Raw genomic sequence first — 20,490 nt, 5'->3', positions numbered from 1 at the left:
CCACCTTACAGAACCGTTGAATTTATTATAATAACAAAATGAACTTATCTTTTTATAAATACCAGGGTACCGGAAATGATTTTATACTTGTAGACAACCGGGAAGGCGCCTACTCCGGGCTTACCGAGGCGGTGATAAAAAATATGTGCGACCGGCGCTTTGGTATCGGTGCAGACGGTTTTATGCTGCTCAATGAAAAAGAGGGTTATGATTTTGAGATGGTTTATTTCAATGCCGACGGACGGGAAGGTTCCATGTGTGGAAACGGCGGCCGCTGTATCGTACAGTTTGCCCACGACAGGGGCATCAAGAAAAGCACTTATCATTTTATCGCCACGGACGGGCCGCATGATGCAACCATCGAAGATGGCGAGATCGCATTAAAAATGAAAGACGTGGATGGCATCAGGGAGTATAAGACCGACGCTATCCTGAACACAGGATCGCCGCACTATGTACAGCTGGAACCGGATGTGATGCAGCTCGATGTTTTTAAAGAAGGAAGAAAAATAAGGTATAGCAGGGATTTCTCCGACGAAGGTATCAATGTCAATTTTGTTCAGGTAAAGGAACCAGACACCCTGATCGTACGTACCTATGAACGGGGTGTGGAAAATGAGACCTATTCCTGCGGAACAGGTGTTACTGCAGCCGCGCTGGTTTTTCATCACAACGAAAACGGGTTTAACGCAGTCAACATAGAAACCCTTGGTGGAAAGCTTACCGTGCGATACCGCCGGGAGCCGGACGGCAGCTTTAACAGCATCTGGCTGAAAGGCCCTGCAGTACAGGTTTTCGAAGGCAGCATAAGCACAGAAACGCTATGATCAAATACTTTAAAAATCTCGATCACCATATCGTCGAAATTTCCGAGCCGGAAAACGACAGCTGGGTAAATGTAGTTCCACCGCTGAAACAGGAGGAATTTGATGAATTATCCGATCAGCTGGAGATCCCGATCGACTTCCTGACCGACTCGCTGGATATCGATGAGCGCAGCCGTTATGATGAAGACGACAATGTAAAGCTCATTGTTATTAAAACGCCCACCGAAAATAATTCATTCAACGAAAGCGATGCCTATTACATCACCATTCCTATCGTCATTATCCTCACCCACAATCATATCGTTACCGTAAACTCGTTCGAAAACGCCGCCATAAAAAAATTCCTGAACACCTTTCAGAACCGCCAGCCGGACAAAAAGAATATGATGGTGATCAAGATCATAGAAAAGATCATCCAGAACTTTATGGAGTACCTGAAGGAGATCAATCAAAAACGGAATGTGATCGAGCAAAAGCTCTATGATGCCAATAAAAATGAGCACCTGCTGGAACTGATGAAGATCCAGAAGAGCCTGGTATATTTCGTAACCGCCCTGCGCTCCAATGAGCTGTTACTGGCCAAGATACAACGCACCCGGTTCCTTCAGCTTACAGAAACCGAATCGGAGCTTCTGGAAGACCTTATGGTAGACAATTCCCAGGCCCTCGAAATGGCAAATATTTATACCAATATCCTCAGCAGCACGATGGATACCTTTGCCAGTATTATCGCCAATAACCAGAACCAGGTGTTAAAACGACTGGCCATTGCCACCATCGTACTGAGTTTCCCTGTACTGATCGCCAGTATCTTTGGCATGAATGTACCGAGCGGGTTTGAACATTCTCCTTACGCATTTTATATAGTAGCCATCCTTTCGCTGCTGCTGGCCGTGATACTCGGTGTGCTGGCCTTCAGAAAAAAAATACTGGAATGACCTTAACTTCTTTTAATATCCGGGTATACGGTATTTTGGTGAATGACCGGAAACAGGTACTGGTAAGCGATGAACGTATTTATTTCAACAACCGGGAGGTCACCAAGTTCCCCGGCGGAGGACTGGAACTTGGTGAAGGTACGCGCGACTGTATCATACGGGAATGTAAGGAGGAAATGAATGTGGAGGTAGCAGTGGTGGATCATCTGTATACCACCGATTTCTTCCAGCAATCGGCATTTAATGATGCGCACCAGCTGATCTCTATCTATTATATCGTACGTCCGCTGGAACCCCTGTCTTTTCCGGTGAATAACGGCCAGCCCGTCTATCCGGCCCTCATCACGGAAAACTTCCGCTTTGTAGACTGGGCTCACTTCTCGGCCGATGTAATGACCTTGCCGATTGATAAGATTGCCGCCGACCTGCTGAAAGAACGCGGGTAGCCTGTTACTGTTGCTGACAGAACTGCTGCATACCGCACAAAAACCCTATTTTTGAGACCAAGTTTAATCCGCCGGTATGAAACGAATTATTGCCCCGATCGTATGGATCACTGCTGTGCTTGCCGTTTGTGGCTGCTCTAAAAAGGACACTCCTTTTAACAACAATCCTGATGCAGATGCTGCCGCCTATACCAAACCGGTTGGAGCTGCGTCAAAGGATCTGTTGACCAGTACTCCTTTCAGTTCCCTCATTGTAGAGATACAATACATCCGGGGCTATGCCCCTGACGGAGCGGCGCTGGATCAGTTAAAACAATTCCTCGCCAACCGGCTCCATAAGCCGGGGGGAATTACCATTACCACAACGATCATTGCGGACCCCGGTAAAACAACGCTGTCGCTGAGCCAGATCAAGGAGATCGAGAATAATAACCGCACAGTTTTTAACAGCGGCACTCAATTAAGTGTGTATATCCTTTATTCCAACAGTGATTTTACCGATGCCGGTACCCTGGGAATCGTATACCGCAATACCTCGGCCGCCCTGATGGGTAAAAAGATCCATGAGAACTCCGGTGGCTTCGGACAGGTGAGCCGGACCAAACTGGAGGCCACCGTTCTGGAGCATGAAATAGGACATTTGCTGGGATTGGTTGACCTCGGATCGCCCATGCAGTCCGCACATAAAGACGCAGCACATGGCAATCATTGCAGCAACGAGCAATGCCTTATGTTTTACGCTTCGGAAACCACCGATGTGTTTGGTTTTTTATCGCGCAATAACCCCCCGGCACTGGATGCGGGCTGTATTGCCGACCTGAAGGCCAATGGAGGCAAGTGACAGCAACAATTGATGAAACCGGGAAGTGAATACATTTGAGCGTTGAACATTCAGAAATGAGGCGCTCCGATCGCAACAGCTCCTTCCTGAATTCTCGCAGCTCAAATCTCACAGCTGAAAACTGACAGCTAATTCCCTATCCCCTGATAATAATTATAGATCTTCACCCGCAGCAGGTATTCATACTTCCCGCCGATCAGGTCAATGTTGGCACGGTCGAGGTTATTTTTTACGGTAAGATATTCCACCGAGTTCCATTGTCCCACGTTAAAGCGCGCTTCTGCGGCCTGGTACGATTGCTGCAGGGCATTCACGCGGTCCTGCAATTTTTTATACCGGTCAAAGGCAGCATTCATATTTACTGCAGCGGCCTCAATGTTCTGTTGCAACTGTGTTTTTACCGCCTTGTCATTTTGCTCCGCGTCCTTCAGATCAAGCCGGGCCAGTTTTATATTATTCCGTGCCTGCAGGTTGTTAAAAATGGGCACTGACAGTGTAAAGCCCAGGTTTTTATTATTGTTGTTCTTCAGCTGGTCGGCCAGACTTGCTGAAGATGACTGTGCATAACGGCTGCTCATGCCATAACCAAAGTCGAGCGTGGGGAACAGTTTGGAGCGGGCAGCCTTCAGCCCGTAAGTCGCACTCTTAACAGAGAAGTCCGCGGCCTTTATCTGCGCGAAACGCTGGAGCGCTGCCTCGTAGGCATCGGTAGCATTTGTATTATTTTTCTCAAGGATATCCGAAACAGTCATCCGTTCAAACTTCATACTGCTGTCGTAGGGAACATTCATTAATGTGCAGATGTTGATCTTTGCCGTTTCCACATCACGTTTTGCATTGATAATCGTAGCCTGGTCATTGGCATACTGGCCCTTCATATCAAAAAGATCCGATGGTGCTATTGCACCCTTGGCATCCATATCTTTCAGCCGGGTCACCTGTTTTTCGGAAAGCGTTGCCTGGTCGTTGGTTTGTGACAGGATATCCTGAGAACTCATCATTTGCAGGTAGGCCAGGATCACGTTTAAGGTAATATTATCCTTCTGTTGTTGCCAGCTCATGTCAGAAGCTGCGGCTGTCATAGCCGCCTGGCGGGCGGTATTCTGCAGATTCATTCCCCGGAATAAGGTAACACCACCGGAAATATTATAATCTCCGGAATAAATATTATTATCAACAAAAGCATTGGTCGTATTATCAATACTCCGGCCAAAGAACCAGCCGTGACTTGCTGATGCATTCAGATTGGGCAGCATGTTCAGCCGGGCCTGCTTTTTGCCGATCTGATCGCGTCCGGCCTGGTTGGCCGCCTGGGTCACCTGCAGGTTGCTGTTAAGTGCAATATCAATGCATTGCTCCAGGGTATAATTTTTATCCTGTGCCAGCAGCATCTGCGGAATAAATATGAAAAAAAATCCGATAAAAAAAAACTTCATGTATTGAAAATTGAACATTGAGAAATCAGCCTTCAGCCATAAGCTGCCAGCTGTAAGCGGGCGTCATCCATTGTTTCTGCGTTCCACATGTCCGTCTAACAAATGAATGATCCGGGACCCGTATTCGGCGTTCTTTTCGGAATGGGTTACCTGGATAATGGTTACCCCCTCCTGGTTCAGCTGACGGAACAATTCCATGATCTCCTCCCCCTGCCTGGAGTTCAGGTTACCGGTCGGTTCATCTGCCAACAGCAATTTAGGATTACCGATCAGCGCTCTTGCAATTCCCACCAGTTGCTGTTGTCCGCCTGAAAGCTGGGTCGGGAACAGATCTTTTTTCCCCACGATCTGGAACCGGTCCAGCATATCGGCCACCATCGCCTTCCGTTCAGAGGTTTTAATCCCCTTATACAGGAGCGGCGTTTCAATATTCTCATAAACGGTAAGCTCATCGATCAGGTGATAGGCCTGAAAGACAAACCCGATATACTGTTTGTACAATGCCGTGCGTTGTTTTTCCTTCAGCTGCTGTACGGCTTCACCCATAAAATGATACTGTCCTTCATCAAAATCATCCAGCATGCCGATCACATTCAGCAATGTCGACTTTCCTGAGCCGGAAGGGCCCATTACAGACACAAATTCTCCTTCATCAATATCCAGGTTGATATCCTTGAGCAAAAAAGTGCGGTTGATCCCCGTGTTCACCCATTTGTAAATTCCTCTTAATGCTAATAACATAATTTATAAGATTTCAGTATTGAGACGTCAGATTTGAGATTTAAGATTCGAGAATTGAGATTTACCTGCTGCCCTTAAAACGGGTATTCCGCTGCAACTTCCCACCGGGAAATGATTATCCCGGCAGGTAAGATGCGCGGCTACTTGTTCAACATAAAAAGCAATTGGTATGGAGTTACAGATTGCTGTAACAATGGTATTCTGAGTGTCATTATTTATTTTATTTAAACCCATTTCCAACAAATTATTCACCACTACTTATTAAAACACTTTTCATCCTGATTAGATCACAACGGTTTATTCCGAGCGTAACGCTTTTACAGGGTTAGCGAACGCTGCCTTTGCCGCTTGCGCGGCGATGAGCAAAAAAGTAACGAATGCAATGCAAAAAAAAGCAACAACAAATATTTCCGGTGCTATTTTTATATGATATGCATAATTCTGCAGCCATCTGCTCATCAACCAGTAACCAAGAGGTACCGCAACCAACACTGCGATCAGCAATACCACAACAAATTCCCTTGCCAGCAGCCGTACGATACTGGAGGCGGAAGCTCCAAGAACTTTTCGTACACCAATCTCTTTAATCCGTTTTTGGATACTTAAAGAAACCAGGCTGAATATGCCCAGCAATACAATAACCAGGGCCAGGATGCCTGCCACATAAGCCGCCTTTTTTAACTGCAGCTCTTTGGCGTACATGATCTGTAAATCATCATCCATAAACCGGTATTCGAATGCAGTTTCTGGTATCAGTGATGACCATTTTTTTTGCAGGGCATCCAGGGAAGCCTGAACATTTCCGGGTTTCAGTCTGAACGATAAAAAGCGATACGTAGGATTAAAGTTAATGTTAAAGATCAGGATCGGTGGTATCTTCCCCAACATGGATCCGAAATGAAAATCACCGGCAACGCCTTTTACTGTAAATAGCGTTGGATCCCCCGGTATCTGTATCTTTTTGCCGACCGCATCAGCAACCGATTGATAACCCAGGACTCTGGCGCCTGTTTCATTAAGGATCACCTGTCCTGAATCGCGGCGGTACCCTTCAAAAGAACGCCCCTCCTTTAACGCGATCCCGTATGTATTTAGATATTTTTCATCACTCGACAAGACCTGGAACGGAAGTGCCGAAGCGGTATCCGTTCCCATTTTATACACGGGTGCCTGTCCCCCGTTGTTTCCGTTCGGGATCTCATAAGATAAAGAGACCGCCGTCACTTCCGGTAATGCAGCAAATTGATCTCTTATTGAAATCATCTTATCTACGCCGGGTTTCGACCAATCACGCGGCACCTGTGCAGATACCATAAATTCCTTATTATAACCCAGACTTCTGCTGAAAAAATGCATTACCTGCCGGGTAATCACAAAGGCCGCAACGAGTACCAGTAACGCAACTGCAAACTGGAATGTCACCAACCCTTTCCGCAACAATACATGCTCGCCAACAGATTTAAGCGTTCCTTTCATTGCATTTATCATGTTAATGGAAGAAAGTCGAAGTGCAGGGTACAGTCCGGATAAAACCCCGATGACCAATATCAGTAAAAGCGGAAAAACCACGAAATACGGGGGAAAGGAAAATAGTGACGGAAGGGGCTTACCAACCACATCTGCAAAAACACCCTTCGTTACAGGATAAGCGGCAAGGGCCAGAAGAACAGCAAGAGCCACCAGGATGACCGATTCTGAAAGAAACTGGAAAACGAGCTGTCTCCTTCTTCCCCCAATTACCTTGCGTACTCCAATCTCCCGGATCCGCGTACCGGCATTACTGATGCTTACATTAACAAAATTAATCACAGCCATTATCAGGATGAATAATCCCACCAGCGACAACGTATAAACAGTACGCTGTATCAGGCCATTATTTCTGCTCAAGTGATATTTTGTAAGCGGTACAGGAGCTACACGAAGATACTGCTGCACCGTTTCGGTTGTATTCTGTTTTAATAATTGTTCAATCGGCGCTTTGAGGTCCGCGGCTTTCACACCATTTTGCAACTCAATATAAGAGGCAATATAAATATTTTGCCAGCTGTCCAGATCGGTGCGGCCAAAATAATCATAGTTGGCTACGGGAACGAAAACCTGGCTTGGAGATGCAGATGTCAATTGTGTAACCGTATTCTCCGGAAGCTCATCTAATACTGCCGTGATCTTAAAATCATGAATATCTCCTGAGAAGCTGCGTATGGCCAGAGTTTGACCGATCACATCTGTGCTGTTAAAATAGGTGAATGCTATTTTTTTTGTGATTACCACACTAAAAGGCTGTTCCAAGGCTGTAGCAGCATTACCTCCCAGCAATTTAAAGCCGTACATGGTCAAAAAACCGGAATCGCCCAGCTGTACATCCTGCTTAAGTTTTTTGTCGCCCTTTGCAACAACAGCTGTAATGCCATCAAACCGGTAATAATTCCTTACAAGCCTGGGATAATCTTCTTTTAAGCGTTTTGCCAAGGGACCAATTGTCGCCAGGTCTGTTCCCATATCCGGATTTTTCCACAAACTTGTGAGTATATATTGGTTCCCCGCATTTTTGAGTTCCCGGTTTACCCGGAACTCACTCCACACATAAGCACCGATCAAAAAGAAAAACAGGATACCGGCAAAAAGTCCGATGATATTTACACTACTGTATAATACCTGCTTCCGGATATTCCGCCACGCTATTTTTATATAGTTCCTGATCATACCTGCTTGTTGATTTACACCCCGGAAGGAAGACCGGAGTCATCACTGCCGTTATGGCCTTTGTTCCAACCTTGATGCCACTAACATAAACAACTGATAATAAATATACAACAAACATATTCATTCCTCCGGTTGTGCGTTTTTAAAACAGGAACTGTCCGGTTTTGATACAGTTTATGAGCATTCGGGCTGTCAGCCACGAGACGTCTATATCGTCCATCCGGCGTTCCGTCTTCGATATTAATTGTTTACATATCAGGTCTTATGGCTCAAACCGGATCACTGACATCTGGATATTGATCAGCTATTCATTTCTCAGCGCGGCTACAGGATTGGCCAGCGCAGCTTTAATGGCTTGCAGACTAACCGTCATCAGCGTAGCGAGGACAGCCACGGATCCTGCAATAATAAAAACATCCCAGGTAACAGCAACCCTGTAAGTAAAACCAGCCAGCCAGTGCTGCATCAGCAGCCAGGATACAGGAATCGCAATGGTGAATGCGATCAGTACCAGCCTTACGAAATCTTTCGACAACAAACCTATGATATTCAGGGCCGAGGCCCCCAATACTTTCCGGATCCCGATTTCTTTTATCCTGCTTTCTGCCATATAGGCCATCAGACCAAATAAGCCCAGACAGGATATAAAAATCACCAGACCTGTGAACATCGCAGCGAGTTTCCGGATGAGTTGTTCATTTTCAAATTTCGTGGCAAACTCCTCATCAGTGAACCGGTATTCAAAAGGATAACCCGGATTGTATTTTTTAAGGACTCGCTCCATCGACATCAGATTTACGCCCACATTCGTACCTCCGTTCAACCGGACCAGCATTACCCCCATATATAGCTTTGGTCCGCGGATGATCAATGGTTTAACGGATTGATAGGGAGACTCCTGTATAAAATCTTCTACAACTCCCACCACATGCCATTGTTGGTCATCATCAGTGATCACCTGTCCGATTGGTTGTTTGAATTGCATTAATTTCAATGCAGCTGCATTGATAAGACAGGCAGTAGAATCACCGGCATACCGCAGGATATCGATATCCCGCCCTGCCATCAACCGCATTCCTGTTGTTTTCACAAGGTCCGCATCGGCCGTATATCTGTTGATCTGTGTCAGGGTGCCGGGAGGTTTTCCCTGCCACTGCAAATGATTGCCATAGCTCCAGTTTTGTGTAAGCGGTGATTGCCCCCTTGCCACAGATATCGCGATCCCCTGCTGTAATAACTCCTGTTTGATCACCGGAAAATTTTGCTGCATCCGGTCATTCATAACGATCGTTACCAGCTGTTCCATATCATAGCCTTTATTTCGTTCCTGTGCATGACTGATCTGGCGGATGATGATGACCGTGCCTGCTACCAGCACGATGGCTACGGAAAACTGTATTACTACCAGTATTTTCCGTGGAGTTACAGCAGCGTTTAGTTTAAAAAAATTCCCTTTTAATGCGGCCACCGGGCGGAAGGCCGACAAGAAAAGCGCGGGATAGCTGCCGGCCAGCAAGCCGGTAACCAGTATAAAACCCAGCAACGCCAGGATAAAATAACCGTTACCATAATCAATGTGAAGCATTTTGCCGGTCAATGTGCTAAAGAAAGGCAAGGTGCAACTGGCGAGTACTATTGCCAGCACGGCAGCAACAAAGGTAATAAGCAACGATTCAACAAGAAACTGAGCGATCAACGAAGAACGGCCTGCGCCTACGGCCTTGCGGACCCCTATTTCTTTCAACCGTTTTTCACTTCTGGCAGTGGAAAGATTCATGAAATTAATACAGGCTATCAAAAGAATGATCACCGCTACTGCAGTAAATGCCCTGACCAATATAATCTGTCCGCCAGCAGGCTTGCCGTTTTCAAAATCCGCATACAGGTGTAGCTTTGAGACCGGGTAAATAAATGCGTCGGTCTTCTGTGCTCCGCTGGTGTGCCAGGAAACAATCTTCTTTATTTTTCTGTTAAATGCGGCGGCATTCGCCTGGTGCTTCAATAAAACAAATGTAGCCACGGAAAAATTACTCCAGTCGTTGTTCACCTCATTGGCCTGGGATCTTTCGTTATAAGAAAGCAGGTACTCAACATCTTTAAACTGTGTATTTTCCGGAAGATCTTTCAATACACCGGTAATCGTGTAATTTTTGGAGTGTCCCATCTGTAGGGTCTTCCCTATAACATTTTCTTTCCCGTAAAGTTTCCGTGCAAAAGTTTCCGTAACTACGATCGAATTGGGATGGTTTAAAGCAGTCTCCTTGTTTCCGGCGGCCAAAGAAAAACTAAAAATGAATAAAAAGTCCGGATCCACCACAGCTCCGGTCGACATCAGGTTTTTATCAATCCCTGTTGTCAGCAGGTTGCGTGTCCACTCCAGCCGGCTCACTCTTTCCACCTCAGGGAAGTCCGTCTTCAATGAGGGGGCCATTATTTCCGGGGTGAACGATATGGTGTGCACTGTCCCCTCTACTGTATCATTGGACCATACCTGGTAAATACGATCCAGGTTGGAGTGGAAGCGGTCCACGCTTGTTTCATGTTGTGCCCAAAGCAGGATCATCAAAGCACTGGCCATTCCGACGGTTAACCCCGCAATGTTCAGAACAGCAAATATTTTATTCTTTAGCAGGCTGCGCCAGGCGGTAGTAAAGTAATTTTTGATCATCAGTTGTTCATGCATTTTGAGTGTTAAAAATCAGACAATGTCGAAATCTTCCTGATCAGCTATTCATTTCTCAGCGCGGCTACAGGATTGGCCCGCGCGGCGCGCAGCGCCCGTATACTGACGGTGAGCAATGCGACAATAATAATAAAGCTACCCGTGCACAGAAACATCCACCAGGGGATCGTGATACGATATGCAAATCCCTCCAGCCAGCGGTGCATCCCCCACCAGGTCAACGGGATAGCGATCAGCACCGCAATACCGATCAGCTTTAAAAATTCTGCAGAGAACAACCGCACAATACCCGCAACACCGGCACCCAGCACTTTACGGACACCTATTTCCCGGGTGCGTTGAACAGCCATAATACTTACCAGGCCAAACAGCCCCAGACCGGCGATCAGTACTGCAACACCTGTAAATAACAACGCCATTTTTTCCTGCTTCTCCTCCGTTGCGTATTGCCGGGAAAAGTTATCACGGAGAAAATGATAAGAAGTTACATTGGCAGGATCAAACTCCCGGTACACTTTTGCAATATGGGCCAGCGCTTCACGCTCTTTTCCTTTTGCCACCCGCACATAAAGATTATCTTCCATAGCCGTCGCTGGAGGCATTACCATTACAAGCGACGTTACGGGATGCTGTAAAGAATAGGTATGAAAATCTTTTACGACCCCGACGATGGTCCGTTCGGCCGTATGCCCCGAATCATCGATACTGAATTGCATCTTCTTCCCGATGGCGTCTTTCCATCCCAGCTTGCGCATCAGGGTCTCATTGATCAATGCAGCCCCATACTGGTCGCTGCGGATACTGTCGGAAAAATTCCTTCCGCTTAATAACCGGATGTCCATCGCCGGCAGGTAGGCTGCATCGATCATGAGTTCCTGCGCCGCCGTTGTAGCCGTTGAAAAGCCTCCGCCAGGTGTTTCAAAACGATAGCTCAGGCCACCAAGATCATTATTACCAATGGGATTCCCGGCCACCGCCACTGCTTCGATAACCGGGTACTGCAGCAACCGGTTTTTTAAACCCGGCAACTGGCCGCGCACTTTCATTTCATCGATGTGAAATGTCAGCACCTGCTCCTTATCAAAACCCAGGTCTGCCTGCAATACATATTGTAGCTGCCGGAAGATGATCACTGATGCAGGGATCAGCACACCGGCAACAGTAAACTGAAAAATAACAAAAATCCGGCGCAGGTACAACCCTTCGGTTTTAACCGTCACTTTTCCTTTTAGTGCAGGAGCCGTCTTCAGCCGGAGCAACAACAATGCTGGATACAAACCGCTCAGGCAACCGATAACAACAATAAAAATAAAGATTGCCCCGGTTGCGGGCAACAGTCCCGGGCCTCCGAAAGAAAGCTCCCGTTCTACAAAACGGCTGAACCACGGAAGGGACAGCTGTACGGCCAGGAATGCCAGCAGTACCGCAACTCCTGTAACCAGTACGGATTCCGCCACAAATAAAGCCACGATATCCCTTTTTGCCGATCCGACCACTTTTCGTATGGCGATCTCCCTGGTGCGGGTCACGGAGCCCGCTGTTGTCAGGTTCAGGTAATTGATTACTGCTACCGCCAGAACAAGAGCAGCGATCACGATCAGCAGATATACCCTGTTGCTATTGCTGTTCTGACTAAGCTCGTAGTCGAGGGCGGAATGCAAATGAATGGAAGTAAGCGGCTGTAATTCGATCTTATAATCGTTTACCCGCATGCGTTGCTGTATGGTAGCAGCGGCAAAACCCGGAAGTTTTTTTTCCAGCCCCGGGCGAAGCGTGCCCTTCCTTAGCAACAGGTAGGTATAATAATGAAAATTCTGCCATCCATCCTGAACAGCCTCCGGAAACGGCCGCACCGCGCTGAACCGTAAATGCGTATTTGCCGGAACATCCCGGATCACTCCTGTTACCCGGGCCGGCTGCTGCCCGTTAAAGTAGATGGTCTCCATTAATGCACGGGATGCAGTACCGAAAAGCTTACCTGCCAGTGATTCCGAGATCACGATCGACTGCGGGTCTGAAAGCGCCGTTCCGGGATTGCCGTATAAAAAATCGTAGGAGAAAATCCGGATCAGGGAAGGATCTGCAAAAATAATATCATCCTGTTTAAATTTCTGTTCCTTGTAGGAGATCACGCCCCCACCCTCCAGGTCGATCCGGACCGCATCCTCCACCTCCGGAAACATTTTTTTCAGTTCCGGCGCAAAAGGGGCTGAAGTTGTGGCCTGGTGCAGCTCGTTGCCATTCCATTTTGTGTGTTGTACCACCCGCACGATCCGGTTCGCATTTGTATAAAACCGGTCGTAGCTGTATTCATCCAGTACATACAGCACGATAAGCCCCAGCACCGTAAAACTCATGGTCAGTCCTATGATGTTGATCAATGCCTGTGTCTTATTCCGCCTGATGCTGCGCCAGGCTGTTTTAAAATAGTTGTTGATCATTGTTGAGAATTAAGAATTGAGATCTGAGAAATTGAAGGTCTCACCCTGATAGCTATCGGGGTGAGATTTGAGAATTGGACTGTCAGTTGTTGACGTTTATTCATTCCTCAATGATTTTACCGGGTTGGCTGTTGCGGCACGGACCACCTGAAGACCGATGGTGATCAAAGCGATGCCAACAGCCAGTGATCCTGCCAGTACAAATACCCACCAGCCCAGTTCGATCCGGTAGGCATAGCCCTCCAGCCACTTGCGGATACTCAGCCAGGCCAGCGGACAGGCAACCAGTATGGCCGCCAGTACATATTTTAAAAAACCGGCAGACAGCAATGCAGCGACACGCTGCACAGAAGCCCCCAGCACTCTTCTTATGCCGATCTCCTTTTTTCTCCTTTCTGCGGCATAGGATGCCAGACCAAACAATCCCAGGCAGGAAATAATGATCGCCAGGGTCGCAAGAATACCGATAACGGCGCTGACCTGTTTATCGGACCGGTATAACCCCGAAAAGTAGTCATCCAGGAACTGGTATTCAAATGGCTGGTCCGGACAGTGCTTCGTCCAGACCGATTCAATAAAAGGCAGTACAGACCGGGCCTGACTGCCATCCAGTTTTACCGAAAGTGTGCTAAAACCAAAATCTTTCTGATTGAATAAAAACAGGGTCTCTATTTTATGATGCAGTGAATTAAAATTAAAATCCCGGGCCACACCCACGATCCTTCCCAAGGAATCAAATCCGAACCTGCTGCCCAGCAAATCGTTCATCGTTGCATGCGGAAGCTCTTTTAATAATTCCCGGGCAAGTGTTTCGTTTACGATATACTCTCTTCCCCTCTGGGCAGGCTCCGCCGAAAAATCAGTACCGGCAACCAATGGTATTTTATAAAGATCCAGGTAGTCATGGTCCACGATCAACCGTGTGGCGGATAATACACGCACGGGTGCCCCCGGAGCAGTAAAGCCGACGCCCGACTGGTCGAGATGCCCTCCCAGCATATCCTGGGCACCGCTAACACCGGTGATACTACTGTTAGCCAGCAACTCCTGTTTGATGACATCATATTTTTTATAGGTAACCCCATTCAGTGGAATGGTAAGTACCTGTTCGCGGCTGAACCCCGGATCACGCTCCTGCATGTACTTTAGCTGACGAACGGCAAAAATGGTAGAAACAATCAGGAAAACCGCACTGGCAAATTGTATCACCACCAGCGCATTTCTTAGGACCGGTTTATTTCTCCCCGTCTGCACGGATCCCTTCAATACTTTTACGGGTGCAAAGGAAGACAGATAAAGTGCAGGATACAATCCGGACAAAATACCAACCGCCAACGCGCCGGACAGAAGTATCAGGATCGTGTTCCAGTGATACAACTGAAGGCTGAGGTCCCGGTCGATCAGCTGGTTGATCCGGGAAAGGAATAGCTCTACCCCTCCTACAGCAATAACCAGGGCGAGAAGGGAGAGTAATACGGATTCTGTAATAAACTGCAATCCCAGTTGAAAACGCCGGGCACCGGCGGTTTTCCGGATGCCTACCTCCCGTGCCCGCTCTGCGGAACGGGCGGTGGAAAGGTTCATGAAATTGATACCCGCAATAATAAGTACCACCAGTGCGATCACGAAAAATATATTGGTATATTTTTCATCAAATTTCCGGTAATTCACCACATCCAGTACAATGTCATCAGTTTTCGCATGGATGTCCCGCAGCGGCAAAAGAAAAAGTTCATAGTTTTTCCAGTTATCATTCTCAGTGAGGTATTTTTTGAGATAACCCGGAAACTTATTTTCCAACGCTTTTATACTGGTGCCAGGTAGCAGTTCAAAATAAGTGACCCATCCGTTACCGCCCCAATTATTCATCATCCGCAATTTGTAGTCGGCAGCAAAGGAAACCAGTATATCAAACTGCATATGAGAATTTTCAGGCAGATCCTGAACCACACCGGTGACCACAAAACTGGCCGTATCGCCCTCATAATGCATAATGGTCTTCCCGATCGGATCATCCTTTCCAAATAATTTTCCGGCAGTGGACTCGGTGATCACTGCACTTTGCGGCTGTCGGAGAACATTTTTCCGGTCTCCTTTCAGCAATTTAAAATCGAACATTTCAAGAAATGCCGTATCCACAAAGAATGCCTGCGGCAGGGCCAGGCGCTTTTCTCCATAAGTAGCCTGGTACCTTTTCGATACACGCACCCGGGTAAAATTAACGATCTCCGGAAATTCCTGTTTCATAGTTGGCCCCATCGGGAACATCGAAATGGGTACTTTCTGGGGAGCAGTCAGGCCTTCCTGTTTCTGAACCTCGTTGAGCCGGTAAATATTCTTTGTATGAAAATCATCAAAACTCTTTTCATAGATCACAAAAAGAATAATGACCAGGCTGACACCGGTACCCAGTGCAAGGCCGATGATATTAATGGCAGTAAATATCTTATTTCTCCATAAATTCCGCCAGGCAGTTTTTAAATAGTTTTTGATCATTTTTTCAGATTTGGGATTTGAGCCCCGATAGCTATCGGGGTGAGATTTTATTATCAGCAGCCGGCAGTTATTCACTTCTCAATGCCTTTACCGGGTTGGCCGTTGCTGCCTGAACGGTTTTGATACTAAGTGTCAGTACAGCAAACACCAGCATCAGCATGCCGCTGAAAACAAAAACCCACCAATTCATCGTTGTTTTATATGCATAGTTTTCCAGCCATTTGTGACCCGCCCACCAGGCAACAGGTGCAGCAATTAAGAACGCCAGCACCACCAGCACAATAAACTCCTTCGACAGGAGCGCTACGATCTGTTTCACCGGCGCACCCAATACCTTACGCACTCCGATCTCCCGGGTACGGCTGTTCGTGGTATGAACCACCAGTCCTAATAATCCCAGGCAGCTGATCAGTATCGTCAGTCCCGTGGCCCAGGTCAACAACCCCTCTGTTGCGCGTTCACTTTTGTAAAAGTCTGCAACCATTTCATCAACAAAAGCATATTTAAAGGGTTCTCCCGGGTATAGTTCCCCATAGGTCCGTTGCAGCCGGGAGATTGCCGCAGCCCAGGATCCGCCGGCATTTCCCCGTGTAAACCGTACATGAAACGTTGCACCGGTTCCGTTTTCAAATACCATGGGGCTTATCCGCGATTTTAAGGACATATCGTGAAAGTCTTTCATCACTCCCACAACAGGCACCAGTTCCTTATCATTCCATCTTAAATATTTTCCTAGCGCCTGCTGTGGCTGCTGAAAACCCATTTCCCGGGCAAAACTTTCGTTAACCAGGAATTCTTTTACAGAATCGTCTGCTGAAACATTTCTTCCCGCGACCAGTTTCAGATCATATACTTTCAGGTATTCCGGATCTCCCCAGCGGATCTGTGCCTGCGGCCTGATCTCTTCCGCACCATTGTTAAAGGAAACATTTACAAATGCCGCCCCCTGATCCGCAGGAGAAAAGAAACCGGAGCTCACGGATTGTACACCCGGAATTGCTTTTATCTTATTGATCAATACCGCCCGGTGGGCATCCAGGCTATCTCTCGGGATGTTAAATTTTATCACGGCGTCCTTGTTAAATCCCATGTCTGCAGTTACCGAATACCGGATCTGTTTGGCCACCAGCATAGTGGCAATAACAAAAAACTGGGCGATCACGAACTGGCTCACCGTAAGGATTTTTCTCACCCGGGCATGCCGCGACCCTCCGGAAACCATAACAACGTTCTTTAGCACCAGCGCCGGCCGGTACCCGCAGAGGATCAGGGCCGGATAGATCCCGGCCGCCAGGGTGATGACCAGGGTCAGCAGCGATAAAAAGAGCAGCACTCCCGGCCGGAACAAGAATCCGGCTGTAAGTCCTTCGGGTATATAGTCAGCAAATAATTGCAGCACCCATGGTGTTAAAAGCACAGATAAGAATACCGCCATCAACGTCACCAAAAATGTTTCGCACAATACCTGCAGGATGAGCTGCATCCGGGAGCTGCCGATCGTTTTCCGGATGCCGATCTCTTTTGCCCGCTGCGATGAGCGGGCTGTAGAAAGATTTATAAAATTGATACAACCCAGGAACAGGAGGAAGCCGGCAACGGCCAGCAGTCCGTACAATGTAGACCTGCTGGCGATACGGGAATCAAAACTCTGAAACTGACCGTTGAAATGTATATCGGACAACGGCTGCAGAATGAGCGTGATCTTATTTCCCGCCTTTTTGACCGGATCATAGTGTTGTTTGAATAATGCATTGATCGCAGTGGTTGCCTGTTCCGGTGTATACCCCCGGGATATTTTTACATAGAGCTGCGTATAAGCCATCCAGTCGTCCCACACATCCATCATAAAATTATCCCGGAGGCTGGTAGCCGATATAGTAGGTAATGAGATAAACTCCCGGGCTTTAAAGTCCGTCGGCTGATCCAGATCCTTTACGATACCCGAAACCGTTGCTGTTACATCGTTATAACGCAGCTGCTTTCCGACAACGGAATGTACCGGCAGACCGGGGAAATACAGCTGTGCACGGCTTTCCGTCAGTACTACCGAAAAGGGTTCTTTTAATGCCAGGGCTGCGTTGCCTGCGATCCATTGATACCCCAGCAGTTCTGTATACTCTGCATTGGTAAAAATTATGTTCTTTTGTTTCTTAAATATTTCCGGCTTTCCCGTATTGTCGTTGTCTACGCCAACATCCGCTGTTGCATCTCCCTGGAACTGAAACACCGGCACCGTCTGCGTTACAGCGGCTATATCACTGGCAACGGCACCACCTAAAGGCGCTGGTATTCCTGCGCTGAATCCCTGGGTGCCGCCTCCGAATTCAGCGCTGAGCACCACCCGGTAAATACGGTCACGATCCTTTTGAAAGCGATCAAAGCTGAATTCGTATGCAACGATCATAAAGATCACAAGGGCCGCGCTGATGCCAACAGCCAGCCCGAGCACATTGATCCCCGAAAAGATCTTGTTTCTCCTGATACTGCGCCAGGCCGTTTTTAGATAGTTTCTGAACATTTTTTTCAATTTTTCTGGAGTCGTTATTCCGAACGTAATGACTTTACAGGGTTCATTACTGCTGCTTTAATCGCCTGATAGCTCACCGTTATGATCGTTAGCACCAATGCCCCCATTCCGGATAAAAAGAAAACCCACAGGGACAGAGAAACCCGGTAGGTATATTGCTGTAACCATTGATGCAGATAGTACCAGGCAAAAGGGATCGCTACAAAGCATGCAATGAGCACCAGCAAGCAAAATTCGGCCGACAATAGCTGCCAGAGCTGATATACACTTGCACCCAATACTTTACGCAGCCCTACTTCTTTTTTTCGTTGTTCTGCCACAAAAGATGCCAGGCCAAACACACCCAGGCAGGAAATAAATACGGCCAGCATTGTGAACAATACAGATAGCCGGCCTATGCGTTGTTCATCAGCAAACTTCCGCGCGTAGATCTCGTCATTAAATGCATAATCAAACGGTGCCTGAGAATTGTATTTTTTAAAGACCTGTTCTATTTTATGCAGCGCCGTCTGTAGCACCACTCCCTTCTTCAGCGCTACGGTAACCACATTTGCCCAAGCGGGATTATTAATAAATACAGTAGGTACCGGCGGGGCGTAGGGTGATGTCATCACCATATCTTTAACAACCCCGATCACCGTGTATACCTTATCATTATGACGGAGCTCCCGGCCAATAACATCCTGTATCCGGCCTATTTGCTTCACTGCCGCCTCATTAAGGATCACCGCTGCTGTATCCGTTGGAAAATCTCCTGAAAAATCGCGTCCCTCCTTTATCTTCCATCCGATAGTATTCCCGAAATCGGTGGTTACCGCGATCATGCCAAACGTGGGCAGATCGTCCGGATCTTTCCCGTTCCATTCAAACCGGCTACTAAAACTATAAACATCGATCGTTGGGCTTGAGGACTCCGCCATATTCGCCACTACCCCTGTACCCAGCAGTTCATTCCGTAATGCATCATAATGCCCGTGAAGATCCGGAGTATTCATCTGCACGGTTATCAGCCCTTCCTTCCGGTAGTTTACCGGCCGGTCCTTTGCAAACTGGATTTGTTTGAACACGATCACGCTGCCAATAATCAATGCTATTGAAAAAGAAAACTGAAGCACAACAAGCACTTTGCGGGGAAGCGAGGCCGTTTTTCCTACACGGAATGAACCTTTTAACACCTTTACCGGCCTGAATCCGGAAAGATAAAACGCCGGATAAATACCGGATATCAATCCGACAAAGACCATAAAACCTACCGCTGCAGACCAGAATCCGATCGAATGCCAGGGGAATGACAGCTGTTTACCCGACAACTCATTAAAAAAAGGCATGGCTAAAAGCGCCAGTAAAACTGCCAAAAGAAACGAGAAGGAAGTAGTCAGTACAGATTCTGCCAGGAACTGCCGGATCAACTGACCTCTGCCTGAACCGATGGTTTTGCGGACCCCCACTTCTTTTGCACGCTGTTCGCTACGCGCCGTAGAAAGGTTCATAAAATTGATACCGGCCAGCAACAGGATAAAAATGCCGATCACTGAAAAGAGGTATACAAACCGGATAGCGCCCCCAACGGATCTTCCATTTTTAAACTCATTGTACAAATGCCAGTGATCCATTGGAAACAGCAGGGCCTGTTCCTTTTCTTTCTGAATCGCTTTATGTGTCATCACCACATTTTTTATTTTCCGGGAAACTGCGTTCATGTCAGCTCCTTCCGTCAGTTCCGCAAACACCTGGAATGATTGTTCGTCCCAGTCAGCAACGGCTTTCCGCACCCCTTCGGTTGTGGTGATGTATTTTTTCCAGGGCAACAGCAGCTTTGTCTCATAAAAAGTGGTGTTTTGCGGCAGGTCTTCATATACACCAGCTACCTTAAAATCATACAGGTTATCAAACCGGATCCTTTTTCCAACGGGGGCCTCGTCGCCGAACAGTTTTTGTGCAAGTGAAGTGCTGAGCAACACTGCAGAAGGATCATTCAACGCATTTATATTGCCGCTGCGCATCTTAAAGGAAAACATAGTCGGGAAAGCTGCTTCTGCCCAGAGCCCCGATGCGCTGATTCTTTTATCACCCGCTGCAAGAACGTGCCCCAGGTTCCAGGACGCAGCAGCAACATTCTTAAAATCACTTCCATATTGATTGCGTAACACAGCAGCAACCGGTATACAGGATGCCTGTTCGGTCGACAATGTTCCGTCATTGCTCCGATAGGTGCGCATCAGCTGTGCCAATCTTGCGCGGTTGGTATGGTAGGTATCAAAACGCAATTCATCCCATACCCAGAAACTGATCAGCATTGCAACCGACATTCCTACTGCAAGTCCGGATACATTCACGAATGAATACAGTTTATTCCTTGTCAGATTCCGCCAGGCAATGATAAAATAATTTCTCAGCATTGTTTAAATTTG

The 20,490-nt window shown here is 47.3% G+C and carries 12 protein-coding genes; 4 read left to right on the top strand and 8 right to left on the bottom strand.

What is annotated here, in order from left to right; translation table 11 throughout:
- The first annotated feature begins 38 nt into the window (after positions 1 to 38).
- The 4 genes from dapF (at position 39) to K7B07_RS21420 (ending at position 3,052) form a co-directional block, all read left to right on the top strand.
- Positions 39 to 827, top strand: a complete 789-nt coding sequence (gene dapF / locus K7B07_RS21435; protein WP_223712590.1) for a diaminopimelate epimerase — start codon at positions 39 to 41, stop codon at positions 825 to 827.
- Positions 824 to 1,765 (top strand): magnesium transporter CorA family protein, encoded by a 942-nt coding sequence (locus K7B07_RS21430; RefSeq protein WP_223712589.1) that lies wholly within the window; start codon positions 824 to 826, stop codon positions 1,763 to 1,765. Before dapF ends, K7B07_RS21430 begins: the two co-directional genes overlap by 4 nt.
- Positions 1,762 to 2,211 (top strand): NUDIX domain-containing protein, encoded by a 450-nt coding sequence (locus K7B07_RS21425; RefSeq protein ID WP_223712588.1) that lies wholly within the window; start codon positions 1,762 to 1,764, stop codon positions 2,209 to 2,211. Before K7B07_RS21430 ends, K7B07_RS21425 begins: the two co-directional genes overlap by 4 nt.
- Before the next feature lie 76 nt (positions 2,212 to 2,287).
- Positions 2,288 to 3,052, top strand: coding sequence for a M12 family metallo-peptidase (locus K7B07_RS21420; protein WP_223712587.1), 765 nt, complete (start codon positions 2,288 to 2,290; stop codon positions 3,050 to 3,052).
- A 128-nt stretch (positions 3,053 to 3,180) separates the two neighbouring features.
- Here the strand turns inward: K7B07_RS21420 and K7B07_RS21415 are convergent, their stop codons facing one another.
- The 8 genes from K7B07_RS21415 to K7B07_RS21380 form a co-directional block, all read right to left on the bottom strand.
- The gene (locus tag K7B07_RS21415; RefSeq protein ID WP_223712586.1) at positions 3,181 to 4,488 is read right to left on the bottom strand and encodes a TolC family protein; all 1,308 of its coding nucleotides are present in this window, start codon (positions 4,486 to 4,488) and stop codon (positions 3,181 to 3,183) included.
- 63 nt (positions 4,489 to 4,551) lie between these two features.
- A complete protein-coding gene (locus K7B07_RS21410; RefSeq protein ID WP_223712585.1) occupies positions 4,552 to 5,229 on the bottom strand; it encodes an ABC transporter ATP-binding protein in 678 nt (225 codons plus the stop codon).
- Between the two features lie 297 nt (positions 5,230 to 5,526).
- Positions 5,527 to 7,932, bottom strand: coding sequence for an ABC transporter permease (locus K7B07_RS21405; protein WP_223712584.1), 2,406 nt, complete (start codon positions 7,930 to 7,932; stop codon positions 5,527 to 5,529).
- Positions 7,933 to 8,236: 304 nt separating this feature from the next.
- Positions 8,237 to 10,615 carry an ABC transporter permease gene (locus tag K7B07_RS21400; RefSeq protein ID WP_223712583.1) on the bottom strand — a complete coding sequence of 793 codons (2,379 nt, stop codon included), beginning with the start codon at positions 10,613 to 10,615 and terminating at the stop codon, positions 8,237 to 8,239.
- Between the two features lie 44 nt (positions 10,616 to 10,659).
- Entirely contained in the window at positions 10,660 to 13,056 is a 2,397-nt protein-coding gene (locus K7B07_RS21395) for an ABC transporter permease (protein WP_223712582.1), read from the bottom strand.
- Between the two features lie 96 nt (positions 13,057 to 13,152).
- Positions 13,153 to 15,552, bottom strand: a complete 2,400-nt coding sequence (locus tag K7B07_RS21390) for an ABC transporter permease (RefSeq protein ID WP_223712581.1) — start codon at positions 15,550 to 15,552, stop codon at positions 13,153 to 13,155.
- Positions 15,553 to 15,619: 67 nt separating this feature from the next.
- Positions 15,620 to 18,070, bottom strand: coding sequence for an ABC transporter permease (locus K7B07_RS21385; protein ID WP_223712580.1), 2,451 nt, complete (start codon positions 18,068 to 18,070; stop codon positions 15,620 to 15,622).
- A gap of 23 nt (positions 18,071 to 18,093) precedes the next feature.
- The gene (locus tag K7B07_RS21380; RefSeq protein WP_223712579.1) at positions 18,094 to 20,478 is read right to left on the bottom strand and encodes an ABC transporter permease; all 2,385 of its coding nucleotides are present in this window, start codon (positions 20,476 to 20,478) and stop codon (positions 18,094 to 18,096) included.
- Positions 20,479 to 20,490 lie beyond the last annotated feature (12 nt).

The sequence above is a fragment of the Niabella beijingensis genome (assembly GCF_020034665.1).
Classification (GTDB): domain Bacteria; phylum Bacteroidota; class Bacteroidia; order Chitinophagales; family Chitinophagaceae; genus Niabella; species Niabella beijingensis.
Note: the sequence above shows the minus strand (reverse complement) of the source record. Positions and strands in the feature narration are given on the sequence as shown.

Coding starts and splice junctions, on each gene's coding strand:
- K7B07_RS21420 (WP_223712587.1), top strand. CDS start 2,288: ATGAAACGAATTATTGCCCCGATCGTATGGATCACTGCTGTGCTTGCC.
- K7B07_RS21415 (WP_223712586.1), bottom strand. CDS start 4,488: ATGAAGTTTTTTTTTATCGGATTTTTTTTCATATTTATTCCGCAGATG.
- K7B07_RS21430 (WP_223712589.1), top strand. CDS start 824: ATGATCAAATACTTTAAAAATCTCGATCACCATATCGTCGAAATTTCC.
- K7B07_RS21395 (WP_223712582.1), bottom strand. CDS start 13,056: ATGATCAACAACTATTTTAAAACAGCCTGGCGCAGCATCAGGCGGAAT.
- K7B07_RS21410 (WP_223712585.1), bottom strand. CDS start 5,229: ATGTTATTAGCATTAAGAGGAATTTACAAATGGGTGAACACGGGGATC.
- K7B07_RS21405 (WP_223712584.1), bottom strand. CDS start 7,932: ATGATCAGGAACTATATAAAAATAGCGTGGCGGAATATCCGGAAGCAG.
- K7B07_RS21400 (WP_223712583.1), bottom strand. CDS start 10,615: ATGCATGAACAACTGATGATCAAAAATTACTTTACTACCGCCTGGCGC.
- K7B07_RS21385 (WP_223712580.1), bottom strand. CDS start 18,070: ATGTTCAGAAACTATCTAAAAACGGCCTGGCGCAGTATCAGGAGAAAC.
- K7B07_RS21390 (WP_223712581.1), bottom strand. CDS start 15,552: ATGATCAAAAACTATTTAAAAACTGCCTGGCGGAATTTATGGAGAAAT.
- dapF (WP_223712590.1), top strand. CDS start 39: ATGAACTTATCTTTTTATAAATACCAGGGTACCGGAAATGATTTTATA.
- K7B07_RS21380 (WP_223712579.1), bottom strand. CDS start 20,478: ATGCTGAGAAATTATTTTATCATTGCCTGGCGGAATCTGACAAGGAAT.
- K7B07_RS21425 (WP_223712588.1), top strand. CDS start 1,762: ATGACCTTAACTTCTTTTAATATCCGGGTATACGGTATTTTGGTGAAT.